The organism is Sphingomonas sp. (assembly GCF_036387595.1).
Taxonomy (GTDB): domain Bacteria; phylum Pseudomonadota; class Alphaproteobacteria; order Sphingomonadales; family Sphingomonadaceae; genus Sphingomonas.
Map to the genome: position 1 here is coordinate 64,766 of NZ_DASVTL010000117.1, position 20,606 is coordinate 85,371.

The following is a 20,606-nucleotide window of genomic DNA, read 5'->3' on the forward strand; positions in this document are numbered from 1 at the left end:
CCAACGGGCAGAACTTACGGCTGGGCATCGCCGGGCCGGGCGAGCAGACGCAGACGATGGTGGGCGCCGCGTGACGCGGATCACCGGCCTGCGCACGATCGACCTGCGCTTTCCGACCAGCCTGGCGCTCGACGGGTCGGACGCGATGAACCCCGATCCCGATTATTCCGCCGCCTATGTCGTGCTGGAGACGGACACGCCGGGGCTGGAGGGGCATGGGCTGACCTTCACCATCGGCCGCGGCAACGAAGTGTGCGTCGCCGCGATCGTGGCGATGCGCCACCTGGTCGTGGGGCTGGAACTCGACTGGATCGCCGAGGATCCGGGGCGGATGTGGCGCTATCTGACCGGCGACAGCCAGTTGCGCTGGATCGGGCCGGACAAGGGCGCGATGCACCTGGCCACCGGCGCGGTCGTCAACGCGATCTGGGATTTGTGGGCGAAGGCGGCGGGCAAGCCCGTGTGGCGGCTGGTGGCCGACATGACGCCGGAGCAGATCGTCGCCGCGATCGACTTCCGTTACCTGACCGACGCGATCACGCGCGAGGAGGCGCTCGATCTGCTCAGCGCGCGCGCCGTGGGCAAGGCGGAGCGGATCGCGATGCTTCAGGCGCGCGGCTATCCCTGCTACACCACCTCGTCGGGGTGGCTTGGCTATGACGACGCCAAGCTGCGGCGCCTGACGCAGGAGGCGGTGGATGCCGGCTTCACCCATGTAAAGCTCAAGGTCGGCCGCGACCTGGCCGACGACATTCGCCGGGTCGGGATCGCGCGTGAGGTGCTGGGGCCGGCGGCCAAGCTGATGATCGACGCGAACCAGGTCTGGGAGGTGGGCGAGGCGGTAGACTGGGTGCGCGCGCTGGCCTTTGCCGATCCGTGGTTCATCGAGGAGCCGACCAGTCCCGACGACGTGCTGGGCCACCGCGCGATCCGGCAGGCGATCACACCCGTCAAGGTCGCGACCGGCGAGATGTGCCAGAACCGCATCCTCTTCAAACAGTTCATGGCCGCCGGTGCCATCGACATCGTCCAGCTCGACGCCTGCCGCATCGGCGGGGTGAACGAGGCGCTGGCCGTCATGCTGCTCGCCGCCAAATTCGATCTGCCGGTGTGCCCGCATGCGGGCGGCGTCGGCCTGTGCGAATATGTGCAACATCTCTCGATGATCGACTATCTGTGCTTCTCGGCGACGATGGAGGGGCGCGTGATCGAATATGTCGATCATCTGCACGAGCATTTCCTGGACCCCTGCGTGATCCGCGATGCCGCCTACATGCCGCCATCGCGGCCGGGCTATTCGATCGAGATGAAGCCCGCGACGCTCGTCGATTTCAGGCACGTCGCGTGAAACTCGGCCTGGTGGACAAGGTGGTCATCGTGACCGGCGGCGGCTCGGGGATCGGTGCGGCGGTCGTCGCCGGACTCGCCGAGGAGGGCGCGCTGCCGGTGATCGTGTCGCGCGTGGCCCCACCCGAACCGCTGGGCGAGGCACTGTACGTCCGTGCCGAACTGGCCGACGACGCAGCCTGCGCGGCGGCGGTGGCGGCGGTCGTGGAGCGGTTCGGGCGGGTCGACGGACTGGTGAACAACGCCGGCGTCAACGATTCGATCGGGCTCGATCGCGCGCCTGCCGATTTCCGCACGTCGCTGGACGCCAATCTGGTCCATTATTTCGCGATGGCACATTTCGCGCTGCCGCATCTGCGCGCCAGCCGGGGTGCGATCGTCAACGTCGCGTCCAAGACCGCGCTGACCGGGCAGGGGAATACCAGCGCCTATGCCGCCGCCAAGGGGGGGCAGCTGGCGCTGACCCGCGAATGGGCGGTCGCGCTGGCCGGAGATGGCATCCGCGTCAACGCGGTCGTGCCGGCAGAGGTCGACACGCCACAGTATAAGGAATGGCTCGCGACCTTCGACGATCCGATGACCAAGCGCAGTGCCATCGAGGCGCGGGTGCCGCTCGGCCGCCGCATGACGTCGCCGGCGGAGATCGCCGACACGATCATGTTCCTGCTGTCCGATCGTGCGCGCCATACGACCGGGCAGTGGCTGTTCGTCGACGGCGGCTACGTTCACCTCGATCGGGCAATGGCGTGACCATGCCCGGCCGCGAAACCGTGGAACCCGCCCAGTCCAAGCAGCGGGCCTATTCGGCGCCCGCGCTGGAAAAGGGCATCGACGTCCTCGAGCTGCTCGGCGGCGAGCCGTCCGGCCTGTCGATCGGCGAAATGGCGGCACGGATGGGTCGATCGATCAGCGAATTGTTCCGCGTCGTCATCGTGCTCGACCGCCGCGGTTGGCTGAGGAAGGATGCCGCGACCGATCGCTACCGGGTGACCTACAAGGTGCTGGAGGCGGCGCATCGTGCGACCCCTGCGCAGGAATTGATCCATGTCGCGGCGCCGCTGATGCACGCGCTGGCAGCCACCGTCGAGCAATCATGCCATATGGTCGTGCTCAACGATGGCACGGAAGGCGCGCGCGGCCTCGTCGTGCTGCGCCAGGAAAGCCCCGGCCAGACGGGCTTTGCGGTGCGGCTGGGGACGTCGGTCGATCTGGCGTCGAGCTGTTCGGGCCACGTCCTGCTGGCGTTCGCGAGTGCCGAGAAGCGCGCGGCCTTGCTTGCGGCGACCAAGGGCGCACCTGGGCTCTCCGCGCGGATCGATCGGGTGCGCGAACACGGCCACGAATGTATCCCCAGCGCGCGGATGGCGGGGGTATCCGACATGAGCTGCCCGATCTTCGGCTTCGACGGTCAGGCCGTGGCGGCGCTGACGATCCCGTTCCTGGAGGCGATCGACGGCGCGGCGCATGTCAGCCGGCCGGAGGCGCTGGATGCATTGAAGGCTACCGCGGCGCGCATCTCGACCGCGCTCGGCTGGTACGATCGCGGCGACGAGCCGGGCAGGGCCGCATTGCCGACTGCCGCACCGACGCGACGGCGGCGGGCAGCCGCCGGGCGCGCATGAGGATGCCCGCCGCCTCCATCGCCGACTACCGCGATCTGGCCCGCCGTCGCCTGCCGCGGTTCCTTTTCGAGTATATCGACGGCGGCAGCTATGCCGAGACGACCTTGCGCCGCAACGTCGCCGATCTGGAGACGATCGCACTGCGCCAGCGCGTGCTCGCCGACGTCTCTGCGATCGATCTGTCCACCGAATTGTTTGGCCATCGCCAGGCGCTGCCGGTCGCGCTTGCGCCGATCGGTCTGGCGGGGATGAACGCGCGGCGCGGCGAAGTGCAGGCGGCGCGCGCGGCCGAGGCCGCGGGCGTTCCCTTCTGCCTCTCGACCGTGTCGGCCTGCCCGCTCGGTGAAGTCGCGGCGGCCATGCGGGCACCCTTCTGGTTTCAGCTCTACATGATCCGCGACCGCGGCTTCATGCGCGAATTGTTGGCAGGCGCGCGGGCGGCGGGGTGTTCGGCGTTGGTGTTCACGGTCGATATGCCCGTTCCCGGATCGCGCTATCGCGATTATCGGTCGGGACTCGCCGGTGCGCCCGGGCTTGTCGGCGGCCTGCGTCGGGCCGCGCAGGCGATGGCACGTCCGCGCTGGGCCTGGGACGTCGGCGTCCACGGACGACCGCACGGGCTGGGCAACATCGCCCCGCTGCTCGGGCGCAACACCGGGCTGGAAGACTTCTTCGCCTGGATGCGCGACAATTTCGATCCTACCGTCACCTGGCGCGATCTGGAGACGATCCGGGCCGAATGGGACGGGCCGCTGATCCTGAAGGGGGTGCTCGACGCCGACGACGCCCGGACGGCGGCGAGCATAGGGGTGGACGGCATCGTGGTATCGAACCACGGCGGCCGGCAGCTGGACGGGGTGCCGTCCACGGCACGCGCCTTGCCAGCGATAGCGGCCGCCGTCGGTGATCGCCTGACCGTGCTGGCCGACGGCGGCGTGCGTTCAGGACTGGACGTCGTGCGCCTGCTCGCGCTGGGTGCGAAGGGTGTGCTGCTCGGGCGTGCCTGGGTCTACGGCCTGGCCGGTGGCGGGCAGCGCGGCGTGGCGCATGTGCTGAGCCTGATCGCCGCCGAGATGCGAGTCGCGATGGCGCTCACCGCCCGCACCTCCATCGCCGCGATAGATCGCACCTGTCTCGTGGAGGATGTCGGATGATCGCGTCAGGCGACCGCCCCGGTGGCGCCACGGATCGCCAACCCGGCAATATCGCCGACGATTGGACGCGGCGCGATATGCTGCTGGGGCTGGGGGGCGTTGGTGCGGGGCTGGGGGCCTGGGGCATCGGCGGCCTGCCCGCGCGCGCTCTGGCGGCCGACCCGCTCGCAGTCGCGACGCATATCCTGTCCTTCGACGCGCCCGCACGAAGCTGGCTGGAGGCGATCCCGGTCGGCAACGGCCGGATTGGGGCGATGGTGTTCGGTGGTATCGCCGAGGAGCGCATCCAGCTCAATCACATCGAATTGTGGTCGGGGCGTCCGGCCGCAGATGACCCGCCCGCCGCGCGGGACGCGCTGGCGGAGGTGCGCCGCTTGCTGTTCGCAGGCCGCTATGCGGAGGCCAACGCGCTGGCCCAGGCGCGGATGATGGTGCCGATGAACACCGAGACCTTCGGCTCATACCAGATGCTGGGCGATCTGCTGCTCAGCCTGGATCATCCCGGGGATGCTGGACGGTATCGAAGGGAACTGGATCTGGGAGCGGGCGAGGCGCGGGTCGATTATACGATCGCGGGCCATCGCTACACGCGGACGATCCTGGCGTCCTTTCCCGACCAGATTCTGTCCATCCACCTGACCACGACCGCGCCGCAGGGCCTTTCGTTCACCGCGCGCCTGCGCCGCAGCCGTGACGCGACCGTGGCGGCGGCACGCGATCATGTCGCCATGCGCGGCCGGCCCGTACCCAGCGGCACCGCCTTCGCCGCCGATCTCGGCTGCGTCGCGCAAGGTGGGGTGCGGATGCTGCTGGACGACGGCTGGCAGGTCACCGGCGCGCGCAGCGCAACGCTGTTGCTGAGCGCCGCGACCGACCTGTTGCAGGCCGATCCGGGAGGGCGGGCGGATGAGGCGATGAGGCGGGCGCGGGGGCGCGGCCCGGCGGCGATAACTGCACGGCACCGGCAGGATCATCGCGCGCTGTTCGACGCGGTGTCGCTGGATCTCGGCGTGCGGCGCTCGCCCGATACGTCTGCCGAGATGCTGTTGTCCACGGCTGACGGCGGCGACGAGCGGGCGCTGGCCTGTGCCTATTTCGATTTCGGGCGGTATCTGCTGATCGCCAGTTCTCGGCCGGGGTCGTTGCCCGCCAATCTGCAGGGGCTGTGGGCCGACGGGTTCAGCCCGCCCTGGAGCGCGGACTACCACATCAACATCAACCTGCAGATGAACTATTGGCCGGCCGAAGTCTGTGGTCTGGGCGCATTGCACGAGCCGCTGTTCGCGCATGCCGAACGGCTGATCGCGCCGGGCGCGCGGACCGCGCGGATCATCTATGGCTGCCGCGGCGCGGCGGCGCATTACACCAGCAATCCCTGGGGCCACACCGCGCCTGACGGGCAGCTGCAATGGGGCATGTGGCCGGACGGGCTGGCGTGGCTGAGCCTTCACTTCTGGGAACATTACCTCTTTTCCGGCGACATCGACTTCCTGCGCGCGCGTGGTCTGCCGATGTTGAAGACGTGTGCGCTGTTCACCCTGGATTATCTGGTCGCGCATCCACGCACCGGCATGCTGGTGGCGGGTCCGGCGACATCGCCCGAGAATAGCTATCGCCTGCCCGGCGGCGGCGGCAGCGGCGAGATCACGATGGGGCCGGCGATGTCGCAGTCGATGGCCTTCGCGGTGCTCAGCCGCTGCCGGGCCGCGGCGGCGCTGCTGGGCACCGAAGCGGCGCTTGCTGCGCGGTGCGACCGGGCGATCGCTCAGCTGCAACGGCTGAGGATCGGCGCCGATGGCCGTATCATGGAGTGGCCCGAACCGTTCGAGGAGACCGATCGCGGGCACCGCCACGTATCGCACCTGTTCGGCCTGTTCCCGGGCTATGAGATCGATCCTGCGACCACGTCGGCGCTGGCGGACGCGGCACGCAAGACGCTGGCCGCGCGGCTGGCTGGCGGCGGCGGGCAGACGGGATGGAGCGCCGCCTGGCTCGCGATGTTCCGAGCGCGCCTGGGTGAGGGCGATGCCGCCCGGTCGCTGCTGACCAAGCTGTTCCGCGAATCCACCGCGCCCAACCTGTTCGACACCCACCCGAGCGGGGGAGAGGTGCCGCTGTTCCAGATCGACGGCAACCTGGGCGCGACCGCGGCGATCGTCGAGATGCTGCTGCAAAGCCACGAGGGGCGGCTCCGCATCCTCCCGGCGTTGCCCGGTGCCTGGCCGGACGGTCGGCTGACCGGAGCGAGGGCGCGCGGCGGAGTGAGCGTCGATATCGTCTGGCGGAAAGGCGTGGCGCGCGAGGTGACGCTGCGGCCTTCACGCGATGTCGATTATGCGATAGTGCCGCCGCCGGGTCAGCGGCTCTCGGCGGCTTTCGCGGGTGATGGGGCGATCGAGGTGGCGCAGCCGCTGTTCGCGCTGCGACGGGGCCGAGTCTACCGCCTCGTGTTCGATGGCAGCGAGGATCGCTAGATGGCTGAGGTCACGCGGCGCGATGCCCTGCTCGGCGCGGCGGCGCTGGGGCTGCACGGCACCGCGCGTGCAGGGTCGCCGGATGGCGGCGCGGGTGCTCTGGGTGCGTCCGAGCTGCGTATCGACCACCGCGATTCCGCAGACGGGCTGAATGCGGCGCGACCGCGGTTCGGCTGGACGCTGACGGCGCGGGATCCTGCCCGCCGCGACCTGCGCCAGCGTAGGGCGCGGCTGGTCCTCACCGCACCGGGCGGCGCGATCGTGTTCGACAGCGGGCGGGTGGCGGGTACGGCGCCCTGGCTGGTGCCGGCTCGCGACGTGGCGATGCCGCCGCAGACCCCGCTGCGCTGGCGCGTGATGATCTGGGACCAGGACGACCGGCCCTCGCCGTGGAGCGCGGAGGCGCGTTTCGTCACCGGCGCGGCGCCGGACTGGCGCGGGCAGTGGATCGCGGCGGAATCCGACGGGGTGGTGACCGCGCCGGCGGACGAAGCGACCCGACCGGCGACGTCGCGCTATGTCCTGCCGCTGCTGCGCCGACGCTTTCGCATCGACCGGCCGGTGCGGCATGCGGTGGTCTGCGTGTCGGGGCTGGGTGCGCATGTCCTGAGCATCAACGGCAAGGAGCCGTCGGTGGCGATCCTCAACCCCGGCTGGACCGATTATCGCCGCACGATCCTCTATGAAACGATCGACGTGAGCGATCATCTGCGCCTGGGCGACAACATGCTCGGCATCCGCCTGGGCGGCGGCATATACGACGTGGCCGGCGCACCGGGCCGCTATTCCAAGTTCATCGCATCGTTCGGCGCACCCAAGCTGATCCTCCAGCTGCGCATCGTCCATGTCGACGGCACCGAACGCTGGATCGTCAGCGACGATGCGTGGCAGGCGCGGCCGGGTCCGGTACAGTTTTCCTCCATATTCGGCGGCGAGGATCACGACGCCCGCCGCGAGCCGACCGGCTGGAACCTGGCGGGCGCCGCGGACGGACCGGGATGGGAACCCGTGCGGCTCACACGTGGCCCCGGCGGTGTCCTGACACCGCAGGGCACGCCGGGGCTGGCGGTGGCGGAGCGCGTCGTCGCCATCGCGAGGACGCACGTCGAGCCTGGCGTGACCGTCCACGATCTCGGCCGCAATTTCGCGGGACGTCCCATAATCACGGTCCGCGGCGCGCCCGGCAGCGTCGTCCGCATCACGCCGGGCGAATTGCTCGACGAACGTGGCCGCGTCACCCAGAAGAGCATGGGCGCCAGCCCCGATGCGGCGATCCGCTTCACCTATATCCTCGGCCAAGGCGATGCGGCGCAGACCTGGGCGCCGCGGTTCAGCTACACCGGTTTTCGCTATCTGGAGGTCGAGGGCGGCGGCGTGGTCGATGTCGCGGGCGAGTTCGTCCGCGCAGCCTTGCCGGAAACCGGCGCCTTCACCTGCAGCGCACCCGCGATCACCGCGATCCACCGGCTGATCCGCGCCGCGGTGCTCAGCAACGTCGCGACCGTGCTGACCGACTGCCCGCACCGCGAAAAGCTCGGCTGGCTGGAGCAGACGTGGCTGAACGCGCGCACGATCCTGAGCACCGTCGATGCGCTGCCGCTTTATGCCAAGATGACCGGCGACATGATCGACGCGCAACGGAGCGACGGCATGGTGCCGTCGATCGCGCCCGAATATATCCGCTTCGTGGACGGTGCCGGGCGCGACACGCCGTTTCGCCACTCGCCCGAATGGGGGTCGGCGATCGTCCAGGCGCCCTGGGCCGCATACCGCTTTTCGGGCGATCCGGCGATCCTGCTCCGCGCCTATCCGGCGATGCTGCGGTACATGGCGTTTCTGGAGAAGGAGGCCAGGGGCTCGATACTGGATGTCGGATTGGGGGATTGGTACGATCTCGGCCCCAAGCCGCCGGGCGAGGCGCAGCTGACCAGCCGCGCGTTCACCGGCACGGCCGTATGGTACGACGACCTGATCGCGCTCGTGCGGATCGCCACGCTTCTGGGCCATGCGGGCGACGCCGCTGCGTTTGCGGCGCGCGCGGAACGAGTGAAGGCGGCGATCGACCGGCGCTTCTTCGATCCGGCCACCGGCATTTACGACCGCGACAGTCAGACCGCCAATGCGATGGTGCTCGCGCTCGACCTGGCGCCACCCGCGCGCCGCACGGCGGTGCACGCCCGGCTGATCGCCGCGATCGACGCGCGCGAAGACCATGTTTCGGCGGGCGATATCGGTTTCCACTATCTCGTCCGCGCGCTGGCCGCCCAGGCTCCCGACCGGCTGGCGCGCATGCTGTTCAAGCGCGATGGCGCCAGTTACGGCGCGCAGATCGCGCGCGGCGCCACCGCGCTGACCGAGGCGTGGGACGCCAATCCTGCGTCTTCGCAGAACCATTTCATGCTCGGCCATGTCATGGGATGGCTGATCGGGGGGCTGGGCGGCATCGACCTGGATTTCGCGCGCGGCGAACAAGCTGCACTCAGGATCGCGCCCGTTCCGGTGGCCGGCATCACCGCCGCGAGCGCGACGCTGCGCACTGCCGTCGGTACGGTGCGCACCCGCTGGTCGCATGACGCGCGGGGCGTGTTCCACCTGCACGCGATCATCCCGCCGGGGGTCTCCGCCGCGATCCACATGCCGGGTGCGGGCGATCAGCCGCGTCTCGTAGGTTCGGGCGCCTACGATCTGATCGGACAAGTGGCGATGCCGGCGGCGCTATGATCCGGTGACGGGAGCGTCGCGGAGTGCTGCGTCGAAGGCCGGCGAGGTCAGCAGGTGGAACACGCCCGGTGCGACCTCATACCCGTCGCGCACCCCGTGGCCTGCCAGCGCGGTAGCCACCAGCGTCCGATCGCGCACGACCAGCCGCAGCCTGCCGCGATAAACGTCGGCGGTGTGGATGTTGTCGTCTCCACCCAGCGCCCGGCGCAGCGCGGCGGGCAGCGCGTGCGTGGCTACTCCGATCTCGCTGGCGGGGGTCGTCGCACTCGGTACAGGCGCTGCCGTCCGGCCCGGCGACGCAAGTGCATCGCGGATTTCGACCGCGACCTGATCCGCGATGGGGCCGAGCACCACCTGCACCGCATGCAGCGAAGGCTTGATGATCCCGCGCGCGCCGAGCGCCTTGAGCCCCCCCGCGTCGATTGCGGCCTGGTCCACGACGATCAGCCTGAGCCGGGTGGTGCAGGCATCGACGCTGGTCAGGTTCGCCGCCCCGCCTAAGGCGGTCACGAAGCCGGCACCGCGAGAACTGGCGACGGGTGCCGCGGGGGCGGCGCCCTCCAGGGGTTCGCGCCCCGGCGTAGGCAGGTCCAGCTTGACGATGGCGAGCCGGAACAGCCCATAATAGATCGCGAAATAGGCGGCGCCAACCGGGAGCAGCAGCAATGGCCGGGTCGATTTGCCGAAGTTCAGGGCATAATCGAACAGCCCCGCCGAAAAGCCGAAGCCCAGGTGGACGCCGAGCGCATCCATCAATGCCATCGACACGCCCGTCAGCACGGCATGGATCGCATAGAGGACCGGCGCGAGGAACATGAAGCTGAACTCGATCGGCTCGGTCACGCCGGTCAGGAACGAGGTCAGCGCCAGGCTGAGCAACAGGCCGCCGACCGCCTTGCGGCGTTCGGGCAGAGCGGTCCGGTACATCGCCAGGCACGCGGCCGGCAGGCCGAACATCATCACCGGGAAGAACCCGCTCATGAATGCGCCTGCCTGCGGATCTCCCGCGAAGAAGCGGCGCAGATCGCCCGTCGTGCCGTTGTAATCGCCGACGACGAACCAGGCGATGTTGTTGAGAACGTGGTGCAGCCCGGTGACGAGCAGCAGGCGGTTCAGCACGCCGAACGCAAATAGCCCGAAGCCGCCGGCGCCGGCGATGCCCCGGCTGAGCGAGTCGATGCCGCCGCTGATCGCGCCATAGCCGAAGCCCACCAGCGCCGCGATGGCGAGACCCGCCAGCCCCGCCACGATCGGCACGAACCGCCGCCCGCCGAAGAAGGCGAGATATTCCGGCAGCTTCATCGCCGAATAGCGATTGTAGAACAGGCCGCCGACGATTCCCGAGACGATGCCGATCGGCACCTCCAGCTTGGCGATCGCCTTGCTCCGAAACGCTGCGGTAGCCAGGTCCGCCAGAGGAGCGGCCAGTCCTGCGGTCGTCTCCGCCGGCACGGCAATGAGGACGCCTGCGCCCTTGCCTGCGACCAGGAAGCAGACGACGCCTGCCAGCGCCGCGGCGCCATTGCCGTCACGCGCGAACCCGGCCGCCACGCCGATCGCGAAGAGCAGCCCCAGATTGGAGAAGATCGCCTCCCCCGCCGCGCCGACGAACGCGATGTCGAGCATGTCGGGCTGGCCGAGGCGCAGCAGCAGCCCCGCAATCGGCAGAACGGCGATCGGCAGCATCAGCGCACGGCCGAGCGGCTGGAGGATTTCGAGCGGCGACCTCATGGCTGAACCTGCTCCAGAAAATCGCCGGCGAGCGCACGGACCTCAGCCGCCGATCCGGCCGCCAGCGCGCGCGCCGCATGGTCGCGACATGCCGGGACCGACAGGCGCCGGATCAGCGCCTTGATCTCGGGCACCAGTGCCGGGGTGGACGACAGTTCCGTCACCCCCAGGCCGATCAGGATGGGCACCGCGAGCGGATCGGAGGCGAGACCGCCGCACACCCCGGTCCAGCGCTGCGCGACGGCGGCCGCGGTACATGTCGCTGCGATCAGCCGCAGCACGGCGGGGTGCAGACCATCGACACCGCCGGCGACCGCGGGATTCCCGCGATCCATCGCCAGCGCATATTGCGTCAGATCGTTGGTGCCGATCGAAAGGAAGTCGGCTTCGGCGGCGAGCAGGTCCGCGATCAAGGCCGCGGCAGGCGTCTCCACCATGATGCCGAGTTCGACCGGCTCGGCGACCGCCATCTCGATGCGCAGCCGATCGAGCACCGCGCGGACCGCACGCAATTCGCCCAGATCGGACACCATCGGCACCATGATCCGGCACTGGCCAATGGGGCGCACCGCCAGGATGGCGCGAAGCTGGGTTTCGAGCACATCCGGATGGGCCAGGCCGACACGGATGCCGCGCACGCCGAGCGCGGGGTTTTCCTCGACCGGCATCGCCAGATAGGGCGCGGGCTTGTCGCCGCCGATGTCGAGGAGCCGCACGATCAGCGGTCGTCCCGCCAGCGCCTCCGCGATCGCCTGGTAATCCGCGGTCTGCTCGGCGGCCGTGGGCGCGGCGTCGCGTTCCAGGAAGAGGAATTCGGTGCGCAGCAGTCCGCATCCTTCCGCGCCATTGGCGACGGCGAGCTGCGCGTCCGCCAGCGATCCGAGATTGGCAAAAGCCTCGATCCGGATGCCGTCGCGGGTGCGGCTCTCCTGCGCCGCCGCGGCATGAGCGGACGCCTTGGCCGCGGCGCGGGCGGTGATCTGCTTGCGGGTGGAGGCGATCAGATCGGGGGCCGGATCGACGATGACATGCCCCGCATCGGCATGCAGGATCATCGGCGTGCCGTCCGGGATCGTGTCGATGGCGGCGCCCATGGCGACCAGGGCGGGCAGGCCCAGCCCAGCCGCCAGGATCGCGACATGCGACGTCGGCCCGCCGCGCGCGGTGCACAGGCCGGCTATGCCGTCGGTGTCCATGCCGACGAGCTGGGACGGCAAGAGATCGTCGGCGATCAGGATGCACCCCGGCGGCAAAGCGACTGCCGTCTCGGCCACGCCAGCCAAGGCGCGCAACACCTGGCCCTCTACATCGTGCAGATCGGCCACGCGCTCCATCATGCGAGCGTTGCCCGATCCGGTCAGCACCGCGACCTGCGCCGCAATCGCCAACTGCCAGCCGCGGCCCGCACTTTCCCCGGCAGCGATGTGACGCATTGCTGTCTCACGCAGGGCGGGATCGTCGAGAAAGGCCAGGTGCGCCGCCATGATCCCCGAGGCCGTTGAGTCGGCCTGCTCCATTCGCCGGGAAAGGCGGGCGGATACGGTGGCGATCGCGTCGTCGATCCGGCGCTGCTCGATCAGCGCGTCATCCGCTTCGTCGGCGACGACGACCTCCGCGATGCGCAAGCGGAACGCCGTGCCAATCGCGAGTCCGGGTGCCGCCGTCACCCCGCGCAACGCGCCGTCGGGAAGCATCTTGATCGGCATCGCGAAGCCGGGGGCTTGCGTACCGGGGCGGGCAGCCGGAATGGCAGCGTTGACGCCTTCACCCATGCCGCTCTCGATCAGCGCGGCCACCGTCGCGACGGCCTCTGCACCCTCGACGCCGCCGGCCTCGATCGTGATGGTTTCGCCGTAGCCGATGCCCAGCGCCAGGAGGGCGACAGCGCTGCGGGCGTCGCCCCGCCTTTCGCCGCTCACCAGCGCGACGTCGGCGGACAGATGCTTGATGGCGCCGCCGATCCGCGCCGCCGGACGTGCGTGGATGCCATGCGCCAGCGGCACGGTGACGCTGCGGCTATGTTCCGCGAAGGCGCTTGCGGACCCCGCAGGCGCGTCATCACGAGCGGCCAGGATCATCAGCATGTCGCCGACGTTGACCGCGCATTCGTCGCAGCGTTCGACGATGCTGAAGCGATCGGGATTGGTGACGATGATCGGCGTAACGAGGCTCGGCGCGCGTGCGGCCAAAGCGTCGATGTCGAACGCGATCAGCGGGGCGCCCCGGGTCACCTGCTCCCCTTCGCGCACCAGCGGGCTGAAGCCCCGGCCCGCCAGCCCGACCGTATCCATGCCGATGTGCATCAGGATCTCGGCGCCTTCGCGCGTGCGCAGCGTCAGCGCATGACCGGCGGCGTGGAGCGTCAGCACCATGCCGTCGCACGGCGCGTGGAGAACCGATCCCAGGGGGTCGATGGCGATGCCGTCGCCCAGCATCCGCTCTGCAAACACCGCATCGGGAACGTCGTCGAGCCGGGTCGCCCACCCCTTTAGCGGCGCACTCAGGATCACGCGGCTCGCCGGATCAGCCATCGACCCGCTGCCCGCCGATCCAGGTGCCGCGCGGGTGCAGATCGGCATCGAGCCACACCCAATCCGCGCGCTGCCCCGGTGCCAGCGTGCCGTGCCGGTCGGACAGACTCAGGAACGCCGCTGGTGCCCCCGCCGCCATCATCGACGCGGTCTCCGGCGCGACGCCGATCAGCCGCACCGCGTTGCGCACTGCGGCCGCCATGTCGAGGTCGGCTCCCGCGAGCGTCCCATCGTCGTCCTGCAGGGTGCCGCCCGCGACGTTGATCGACTTGCCCTGTAGCATGAACGAATCGGCGGTGGTGCCGATGTTGGGCATCGCATCGGTCACCAGCATGAACTTGGCCGGGTTCTTGGCGCGCAACGCGATCCGCAGCGCGACCGGATCGACATGGACGCCATCGACGATCAACCCGCACCAGCTGTCGGGATCGTCCAAGGCGGCACCAACGACGCCCGGCGCCCGGTGAAGCAGCGGAGACATCGCGTTGAACAGATGCGTGAAGCCGCGCAGGCCCGCGGCCAGCGCGCGTACGACCGTCGCGTGATCGGCGTTGCTATGCCCGGCGCTGACAATCACGCCAGCGTCCGCCAGCCGGCGGATATCCGCCGGATCGCACAGTTCGGGCGCCAGCGTCAGCATCACCTTGCCCGCCCGTGGCCGGGTCAGCAGAGCCAGCGCCTGCTCGTCCAGCCGCCGCAGCTTGGCGGCATCGTGGATGCCCTTCCGCGCGACGTTGAGGAACGGCCCCTCGATATGGACGCCGAGCACGCCGGGCACCCCGGCCGCAATGGCCGCATCGGCCGCGTCGAGCGCCGCGGCGATACGATCCATGTCGTCGCTGATGAGGGTCGGCAGGAAACCGGTCGTGCCGAAGGCGGCGTGCGCCGCGCCGATCGCGGCGATCCCGCCCACGCTGATGTCGTCGTTGAACAGTACGCCGCCGCCACCGTTGACCTGCGTGTCGATGAAGCCGGGCATCAGCCATCCGCCCTCGAGATCGAGGGCGTCGCCGCCGTCGCCGGGCGCGCCGATCGCGGCGATGGTGGCATCGCGCACGCTCAGCGTCGCGGCCTCCAGCAACCCTTGCGAAGTCACGATCCGGCCGTTGGCGATGGCGAAGCGGGTCATAGCGTGTTCGTCACCTTGTTCAGGTGCGGCGGCGCATCGGGGTTCAGGCCGCGCGCGACCGACAGTCGGGCGGCCATGCGATAGAAGCTCTGGAGCATCAGGATCGGCTCGGTCGCGGGATGCGTGCGGATCGCCGGGAGCAGCGCGAGCGGATTGTCGCCTGCGGCATCCGCAAGACACAGGCCGGCGCCGCGCGCGACGAAAGCCTTCGCCATCTCTCGCACGGCATCGCCGGCCTTGTCGGACGTCGCAAAGCCGATCACGGGAAAACCGGCCCCGACGATCGCCATCGGCCCGTGCTTCACCTCCGCAGCGCTGAACGCCTCGGCATGGAGGGCGCAGGTTTCCTTCAGCTTCAGCGCGGCTTCCTGCGCAATGCCATAGCCATAGCCGCGGCCGATCACGAACAGGTTGCGCGCATCCATAAGCAGGGGCAGCGCCGCGCCCCAATCGAGCGCGAAGGCGCGCGGCAGCTGCTCCGGCAGCGCGGCCAGCCCCGCGTGCAGATCGGCATCGTCGCTCCACGCGGCGGCGAGTGCCGCCAGCCCAGCGAGCGAGGCGATGCACGATTTCGTCGCTGCGACGGACAGTTCGGGCCCCGCCATTAACGGCAGCACCTCGTCCGCCAACCCCGCCAGCGGCGATGCCGCATCGTTGACCAGCGCCACGACGAACGCACCGGAGGCGGCCTGCGCCTCGACCGCGGCAAGCAGGTCCGGGCTGCGGCCGGATTGCGATATGGCGACGCACAGCTTGGCACCCGCCGCGACCGGCGCCGCATAGACCGACGACACCGATGGCGCGACCGTGGCGGTGGGCACGCCCAGCAGCGTTTCGAAAAGATACTTGCCGTAAGTCGCCGCATGGTCCGACGATCCGCGCGCGACCGTCACCACCACCGCCGGCGGGGCCGCGCGCAGGCTGGCGCCGAGCCGCGCCAGCGCTGTGGCATTGGCGTCAAGGAACCGGCCGACCGCCGCGCCGGCTTCGCCCGCTTCGGTGTGCATCAAGGTGTCCTGCGCGCGAAGCGGCGCTGCGTGGCTGTCGGTCAAATGGGCCTCAGATGTCATTCAGTTCGGCGACGAGATCATAGGCGTCGCCGCGATAATAGGATTGGGTGAATTCGGCCGTCCGCCCATCGCGCAGGAAGCCGCGGCGCTCGATGAACAGCCCGGCATGGCCGGGTTCCACGCCCAGCGCGCGCGCCTGGTCGGCGGGAAAGGCGAGCGCGCGCAGGCGCTGCAACGCGCGCACCGGGCGATTGCCCGCCGCCTCCAGCGCCGCATAGAGCGATTCCTCCACCGCCGCGGCCGACGGCAGGCAATATCCCGCGATGGTCGAATATTCGAGCGCCATCGGCACCGCATCGGCATAGCGGATGCGCTGGAACCGATACACCGGCGTGCCCGGCGAAAGGCCGAGCGACAGCGCTTCCTCAGGCGTCACCGTGCCGGCCGTGCGGCTGATCCAGCTGTTGCTCGGCGTGCGTCCGCGCGATGCCATGTCTTCGGAAAAGGACGAGAGCTTGGAAAAGTTCTTCTCCACGCGCGCCGAGACGAACGTGCCCGCGCCGCGGCGCCGGGTCAGCAGGCCTTCGTCGACCAGCCCGGTCAGCGCCTTGCGCACGGTGATCCGCGACACCTTATACTCGGTGGCCAGATCGCGCTCGGCGGGAATCGCGTCGTCCTGGCTCAGCACGCTGCCGTTGATGGCATCGCGGATGAGTTGCTGGAGCTGCACATAGAGCGGCGCGGGATTGTCATCCCGCAAGTCCCCCACCAGACCGGCGAACGGCATGAAGCTCAACCCCCCTTCGAGCAATAGCCGGATCGATACGGTGCCGATCCGCTGACCGCAATAGGTATTCTATTGGTCATGAAAACTTGCATCCAGAGCCAGGCGCAAGGCCCGAACGTCTGCCAGGCTGGTCTGCCTCGCCGTCGCGCCAAAACCGAGCGTTACCGCACGATCGTCCTCCGCATCCCGGGCGACAGCATCGGCGCGGCACGACGCGTGGACGGCGCCGACTCCGGTGGCGTCGATCAAAGCGCGGACGTTCGCCGCATCGACGCCGGCGCCCGCGACGATCTCGCATCGGTCGGCGGCGCGCCGACGCATCGCCGCGAGACAGGCGCTGCCCGCGCGCGCGCTCGTGGCGCCGCCTGCGCTGAGAACCCGGTCGAACCCCAGCGCGATGGCGTGATCGAGCGCCGCGAGCGGATCGGCACAAAGGTCGATCGCGCGGTGGAGCGTCGTCCTGAGCGGTATGCCGCGGCGTGCTTCGCTGGTGCGGACGGTCTGCATCAATCGCGCCAGCACCGCGCGGTCGAGGCCGCCGGCGCCATCGGTCGCGCCGAACACGACGCCTTCCACTCCCGCCGCGGCCATAAGCACGATCTCGTTGACCATGATGCAAAGCGTGGCTTCGTCATAACGAAAGCCACCCTCATGCGGCCGGATCATCGCGACCACCGGCACCGCCGCCTTCACTGCGATGTCGACCAGCCCGGCCGAAGGGGTCAGTCCCCCGAGCGACAAGGCCGCGCAAAGCTCGACTCGATCCGCGCCGCCGGCAACCGCGGCGGCGACACCGGCAGGCGTATCCACGCATATTTCCAGAATTGGCATCGAACATCTCGCAAGGATTCGCAACGATCCGCCCATCGACGATCGACGAATCGGGCCTCTGGTCTTACTTCGGCGCAACAAAGTTCCGGGTCAATCGGCTTGGATCATGGCGCTTGTCTCACGTTCGGAACGGGGTCGGCCGGCGACGAGGGAGCAACAACACAGGAAAGACAAGACGATAGGCGCCTGCCTTGGCGCAAAATCGAACTGCAACGAAGCTGAAATTTTTCGTAGCGCAACGGAAACGAATTGGTTACGTATCGTCAAGACCAAACGCTTCCGGGCAATACCAATCGGTAGCCAATTACGGAGCGTCTCGCCGGACGGGCAAGCGGTCGAGGTACGAGGACGCGTCGATTCGGCGCATGAAGGGGGCTTCATCATGGCGTATTCGCTCAAGCACAATCTGCTCTGGACCACCGGACTGGCCAGCGCCCTGCTGATCGGCACGGCCGCACAGGCACAGACCGCACCGGGCAACGATACCGTCGCCGCGTCCGAGGACGTCGTGGTGACCGGCATCCGCAGGAGTTTGCAGGATGCCATCGAGATCAAGCGTCGGGCCGATTCGATCGTCGATGTCATCAGCGCCGAAGACGTCGGCAAGATGGCGGACAGCAACATCGCCGAGTCGCTGGCGCGCCTTCCCGGCATCACCGTCGATCACCAGTTCGGCGAGGGCGAGCAGCTGTCGATCGCGGGTGTCGAGCCTGCGCTGAACCGCCTGACCATCGACGGCCACTCGGCCGCCTCGGCGGACTGGGGCGGCAACCCGTCGGATCGGTCGAGCCGTTCGTTCAACTATTCGCTGTTGTCGCCGACGATCATCAGTTCTGCGGTCGTCTACAAGACGCCCGAGGCGCGTCTGCAGGAGGGTGCGATCGGCGCCACCGTGGATGTCGTCACGCGCAAGCCGCTCGATCTGAAGGCGAACACGCTGTTCGCCACCGCCGGCGGCGAATATAACGATCGCGCCAAGCGCGGCAGCTTTCGTGGGTCGGCACTCTACAGCTGGCAGAGCGACGACGGCACGGTCGGCTTCTTGGGCGCGGTCAATTACGACAAGGAGCAGCTGAGCCGGGCGGGCGTGGCGAGCTATTGGTATCGCACGGGCGCCGCCCTGCTCGAAAACTTCCCCAAGGATGCCAACGGTAACATCGTTTACGCCGGGCCGAACGGCACGGTGGCCAGCGGGCCGACAATCAACGGCGCGCTGCCGAATAAGGCGACGATCGACGCCTTCAGCAGCGCGCGTTACGCCTCGTTCCTGGCGCGCGAGTTTTTCAAGCAGGAGCGCCAACGTATCGGCTTCAGCGGCGCGATCCAGGCCAAGCCGACGGACAATCTGTCGGTGATTGCGACCGGCCTTTTCATTCGCGGCAATTACGACAACGTCTCCAATTCCGAATACACTTATGGCTTCGAAGGGTCGCGGATGACCGCGGCGACCTTCAAGGACGGCATCGTGGATTCGGCGACCTTCACCGGCCTGCCCGCCGGCACCACGGGCGCGACGGGCCAGCTCGACACCAACTTCCGCCGCACGCGGATCAAGAACGACACGGTTTCGCTGCTGGTCGACTGGAAGCCGGGTGGCTGGAACATCACCGGCAATTTGGGTGCGACCCGCGCTTCGGGCGGCAAGAATCCTGAATATCTGCTCGATTTCCGGACGACGCAGGGCTTCACCGCGGGTGCAAACGGGCGCAACACGACGGTGAACTGGAATTCGCCGGCCAGCGATGCGACGAAATGGTTGAGCAACTTCACCGCAGCGGGCGGCGAGGACATCACCGCGCCCGACGGCAGGAAGTTCTTCGGCCGACAGATTGGCGGCATTCCTACGCAGTCCGGGTTCACGCTGGACAAGGAAGTGTTCGGCGAAGTCAATTTCAAGCGGGATGTCGAATGGGGGCCGGTCACCAGCCTGCTTTTCGGCGGTCGCTATGTCGACCACACCAACAGCAATACGACCTTCAGCAACGCGGTGTTCACCAATCAGAACTTCACGCTCGCCGATCTCGACTTTTACGTCCTGGACGGCGACCTCTACAACGGGCTCGGGACATCCGGCAACGGCACGCCTTATGCAACGCTGGATAAGGATGGGATCATCGCGGCGCTAGGCAAATACGGCAACTTCACGATCGATCGTGGTTTTGCCAAGGGCGACTATTGGCTTGTCAAGGAAAAGATCGCTGCGGGCTATGTGCAAGCCAATTTTGAAGTCGGCAAGTTCCGCGGCAACATCGGCGGTCGCTACGTAAACACCCGTGACGAATCGAACTTCTATCTCTCCAGCAACGGCGTGTTCGCTTTCACCACGGTGGACAATAGCGACAACCGCTTCCTCCCGGCAGCCAACCTCATCTTCCAAGCCGGTGAAGATGTCGTACTGCGCGGATCGGCGGCAAAGGTCATCGCCCGGGCACGTTACGGCGATCTCGCCGGGTCGATCGGGCTGGACGACGCGACCCGGTCGGGCAGCGGCGGCAACCCCGACCTGAAACCCTATGCGGCCACCAATTACGGTGCCACGGCGGAATGGTATTTCGCGCCCGGCAGTTTCCTGTCGGCCGAATTCTTCTACCGCGATATCTCGAACTACATCGGCAACGAGGTGGATGACGGCCCGGACGGACAGGGTGTGCCCTTCACCAACACGGTCACCGGCAGAACGCTGAACTATGCGATCACCCGGCCGGTCAACGGCGGCAAGGCGACGGTCACCGGCTTCTCCCTTTCTGGGAACGCAAACCTGCTGTGGGGCTTCGGCATCCAGGGCAGCTACACGTTTACCGATGCCGAAACCGGGTTGTCGACAGGCCTGCCTTATCTCTCGCGAAACGTCGTCACGATCGTTCCGTATTATGAAAACGGGCCGTTCCAGGCGCGCGTGAGCTACAACCGTCGGTCGAAGTATTTCTATCGTTTCGGCCGTCAGCAGAGCCAGGATTATACCGCTGCCTATCGTCAGCTGGATGCGTCGATCTCCTACGGGATCACGGAAAACATCCAGGTCAGTGCGGCAGCGCAGAACCTGCTCGACGAGACCTATTATCAGTATAGTTCGACCGAGAGCGCGCCAACCTCGATCTACAAGAACGGTCGTGTCTTCTCATTGAATGCCACGTTCCGGATGTAAGGACGAAAGGTCCGCGTGCCCGCGCAGGGCACGCGGACCGCCTACTGGATTTGTAAAAGGGCTGTTGCTTGTGATGCGTCATTCGAAATCGCCCTTCATCGGTTCCCCCACTGCGCCGCTGCTT

At 68.3% G+C, this 20,606-nt stretch carries 13 protein-coding genes; 7 read left to right on the forward strand and 6 right to left on the reverse strand.

What is annotated here, in order from left to right:
- The first annotated feature begins 70 nt into the window (after positions 1-70).
- The 6 genes from VF643_RS14030 to VF643_RS14055 are packed head-to-tail and all read left to right on the forward strand — an operon-like array spanning position 71 to position 9,318.
- The gene (locus VF643_RS14030) at positions 71-1,348 is read left to right on the forward strand and encodes an L-fuconate dehydratase (protein WP_331044007.1); all 1,278 of its coding nucleotides are present in this window, start codon (positions 71-73) and stop codon (positions 1,346-1,348) included.
- Positions 1,345-2,097, forward strand: coding sequence for an SDR family oxidoreductase (locus tag VF643_RS14035; RefSeq protein WP_331044008.1), 753 nt, complete (start codon positions 1,345-1,347; stop codon positions 2,095-2,097). The genes VF643_RS14030 and VF643_RS14035 overlap by 4 nt, the downstream gene beginning before the upstream one ends.
- 2 nt (positions 2,098-2,099) lie before the next feature.
- A complete protein-coding gene (locus tag VF643_RS14040; RefSeq protein ID WP_331044009.1) occupies positions 2,100-2,969 on the forward strand; it encodes an IclR family transcriptional regulator in 870 nt (289 codons plus the stop codon).
- Between the two features lie 2 nt (positions 2,970-2,971).
- Positions 2,972-4,123 (forward strand): FMN-dependent L-lactate dehydrogenase LldD, encoded by a 1,152-nt coding sequence (lldD, locus tag VF643_RS14045; RefSeq protein ID WP_331044010.1) that lies wholly within the window; start codon positions 2,972-2,974, stop codon positions 4,121-4,123.
- Positions 4,120-6,597 carry a glycoside hydrolase family 95 protein gene (locus tag VF643_RS14050; RefSeq protein ID WP_331044011.1) on the forward strand — a complete coding sequence of 826 codons (2,478 nt, stop codon included), beginning with the start codon at positions 4,120-4,122 and terminating at the stop codon, positions 6,595-6,597. Before lldD ends, VF643_RS14050 begins: the two co-directional genes overlap by 4 nt.
- Positions 6,598-9,318, forward strand: a complete 2,721-nt coding sequence (locus VF643_RS14055; protein WP_331044012.1) for a family 78 glycoside hydrolase catalytic domain — start codon at positions 6,598-6,600, stop codon at positions 9,316-9,318. It begins immediately after the preceding gene.
- Here the strand turns inward: VF643_RS14055 and nagE are convergent.
- The 6 genes from nagE to VF643_RS14085 form a co-directional block, all read right to left on the reverse strand.
- Entirely contained in the window at positions 9,313-11,049 is a 1,737-nt protein-coding gene (gene nagE, locus VF643_RS14060) for an N-acetylglucosamine-specific PTS transporter subunit IIBC (protein WP_331044013.1), read from the reverse strand. The two genes, VF643_RS14055 and nagE, sit on opposite strands and share 6 nt — an antisense overlap.
- Positions 11,046-13,580 carry a phosphoenolpyruvate--protein phosphotransferase gene (gene ptsP, locus VF643_RS14065; protein WP_331044014.1) on the reverse strand — a complete coding sequence of 845 codons (2,535 nt, stop codon included), beginning with the start codon at positions 13,578-13,580 and terminating at the stop codon, positions 11,046-11,048. Before ptsP ends, nagE begins: the two co-directional genes overlap by 4 nt.
- Positions 13,573-14,709: an N-acetylglucosamine-6-phosphate deacetylase gene (gene nagA / locus VF643_RS14070; protein ID WP_331044015.1), complete on the reverse strand. Its 1,137-nt coding sequence runs from the start codon at positions 14,707-14,709 to the stop codon at positions 13,573-13,575. The genes ptsP and nagA overlap by 8 nt, the downstream gene beginning before the upstream one ends.
- Positions 14,706-15,716, reverse strand: coding sequence for an SIS domain-containing protein (locus VF643_RS14075; protein WP_331044016.1), 1,011 nt, complete (start codon positions 15,714-15,716; stop codon positions 14,706-14,708). Before VF643_RS14075 ends, nagA begins: the two co-directional genes overlap by 4 nt.
- Before the next feature lie 52 nt (positions 15,717-15,768).
- Positions 15,769-16,506 carry a GntR family transcriptional regulator gene (locus VF643_RS14080; protein ID WP_331044017.1) on the reverse strand — a complete coding sequence of 246 codons (738 nt, stop codon included), beginning with the start codon at positions 16,504-16,506 and terminating at the stop codon, positions 15,769-15,771.
- A 69-nt stretch (positions 16,507-16,575) separates the two neighbouring features.
- Entirely contained in the window at positions 16,576-17,373 is a 798-nt protein-coding gene (locus VF643_RS14085) for a copper homeostasis protein CutC (protein WP_331044018.1), read from the reverse strand.
- Between the two features lie 346 nt (positions 17,374-17,719).
- Between VF643_RS14085 and VF643_RS14090 the strand changes: the two genes are divergently transcribed.
- Positions 17,720-20,482 (forward strand): TonB-dependent receptor, encoded by a 2,763-nt coding sequence (locus VF643_RS14090; RefSeq protein WP_331044019.1) that lies wholly within the window; start codon positions 17,720-17,722, stop codon positions 20,480-20,482.
- The last annotated feature ends 124 nt before the right edge of the window (positions 20,483-20,606 follow it).

What these genes read in the sequence shown, in the direction of transcription:
- lldD (WP_331044010.1), top strand. Translation starts at nt 2,972, where the DNA reads ATGCCCGCCGCCTCCATCGCCGACTACCGCGATCTGGCCCGCCGTCGC.
- VF643_RS14080 (WP_331044017.1), bottom strand. Translation starts at nt 16,506, where the DNA reads ATGCCGTTCGCCGGTCTGGTGGGGGACTTGCGGGATGACAATCCCGCG.
- nagE (WP_331044013.1), bottom strand. Translation starts at nt 11,049, where the DNA reads ATGAGGTCGCCGCTCGAAATCCTCCAGCCGCTCGGCCGTGCGCTGATG.
- VF643_RS14075 (WP_331044016.1), bottom strand. Translation starts at nt 15,716, where the DNA reads ATGCACACCGAAGCGGGCGAAGCCGGCGCGGCGGTCGGCCGGTTCCTT.
- VF643_RS14050 (WP_331044011.1), top strand. Translation starts at nt 4,120, where the DNA reads ATGATCGCGTCAGGCGACCGCCCCGGTGGCGCCACGGATCGCCAACCC.
- VF643_RS14085 (WP_331044018.1), bottom strand. Translation starts at nt 17,373, where the DNA reads ATGGGCGGATCGTTGCGAATCCTTGCGAGATGTTCGATGCCAATTCTG.
- VF643_RS14040 (WP_331044009.1), top strand. Translation starts at nt 2,100, where the DNA reads ATGCCCGGCCGCGAAACCGTGGAACCCGCCCAGTCCAAGCAGCGGGCC.
- VF643_RS14090 (WP_331044019.1), top strand. Translation starts at nt 17,720, where the DNA reads ATGGCGTATTCGCTCAAGCACAATCTGCTCTGGACCACCGGACTGGCC.
- nagA (WP_331044015.1), bottom strand. Translation starts at nt 14,709, where the DNA reads ATGACCCGCTTCGCCATCGCCAACGGCCGGATCGTGACTTCGCAAGGG.
- VF643_RS14055 (WP_331044012.1), top strand. Translation starts at nt 6,598, where the DNA reads ATGGCTGAGGTCACGCGGCGCGATGCCCTGCTCGGCGCGGCGGCGCTG.
- ptsP (WP_331044014.1), bottom strand. Translation starts at nt 13,580, where the DNA reads ATGGCTGATCCGGCGAGCCGCGTGATCCTGAGTGCGCCGCTAAAGGGG.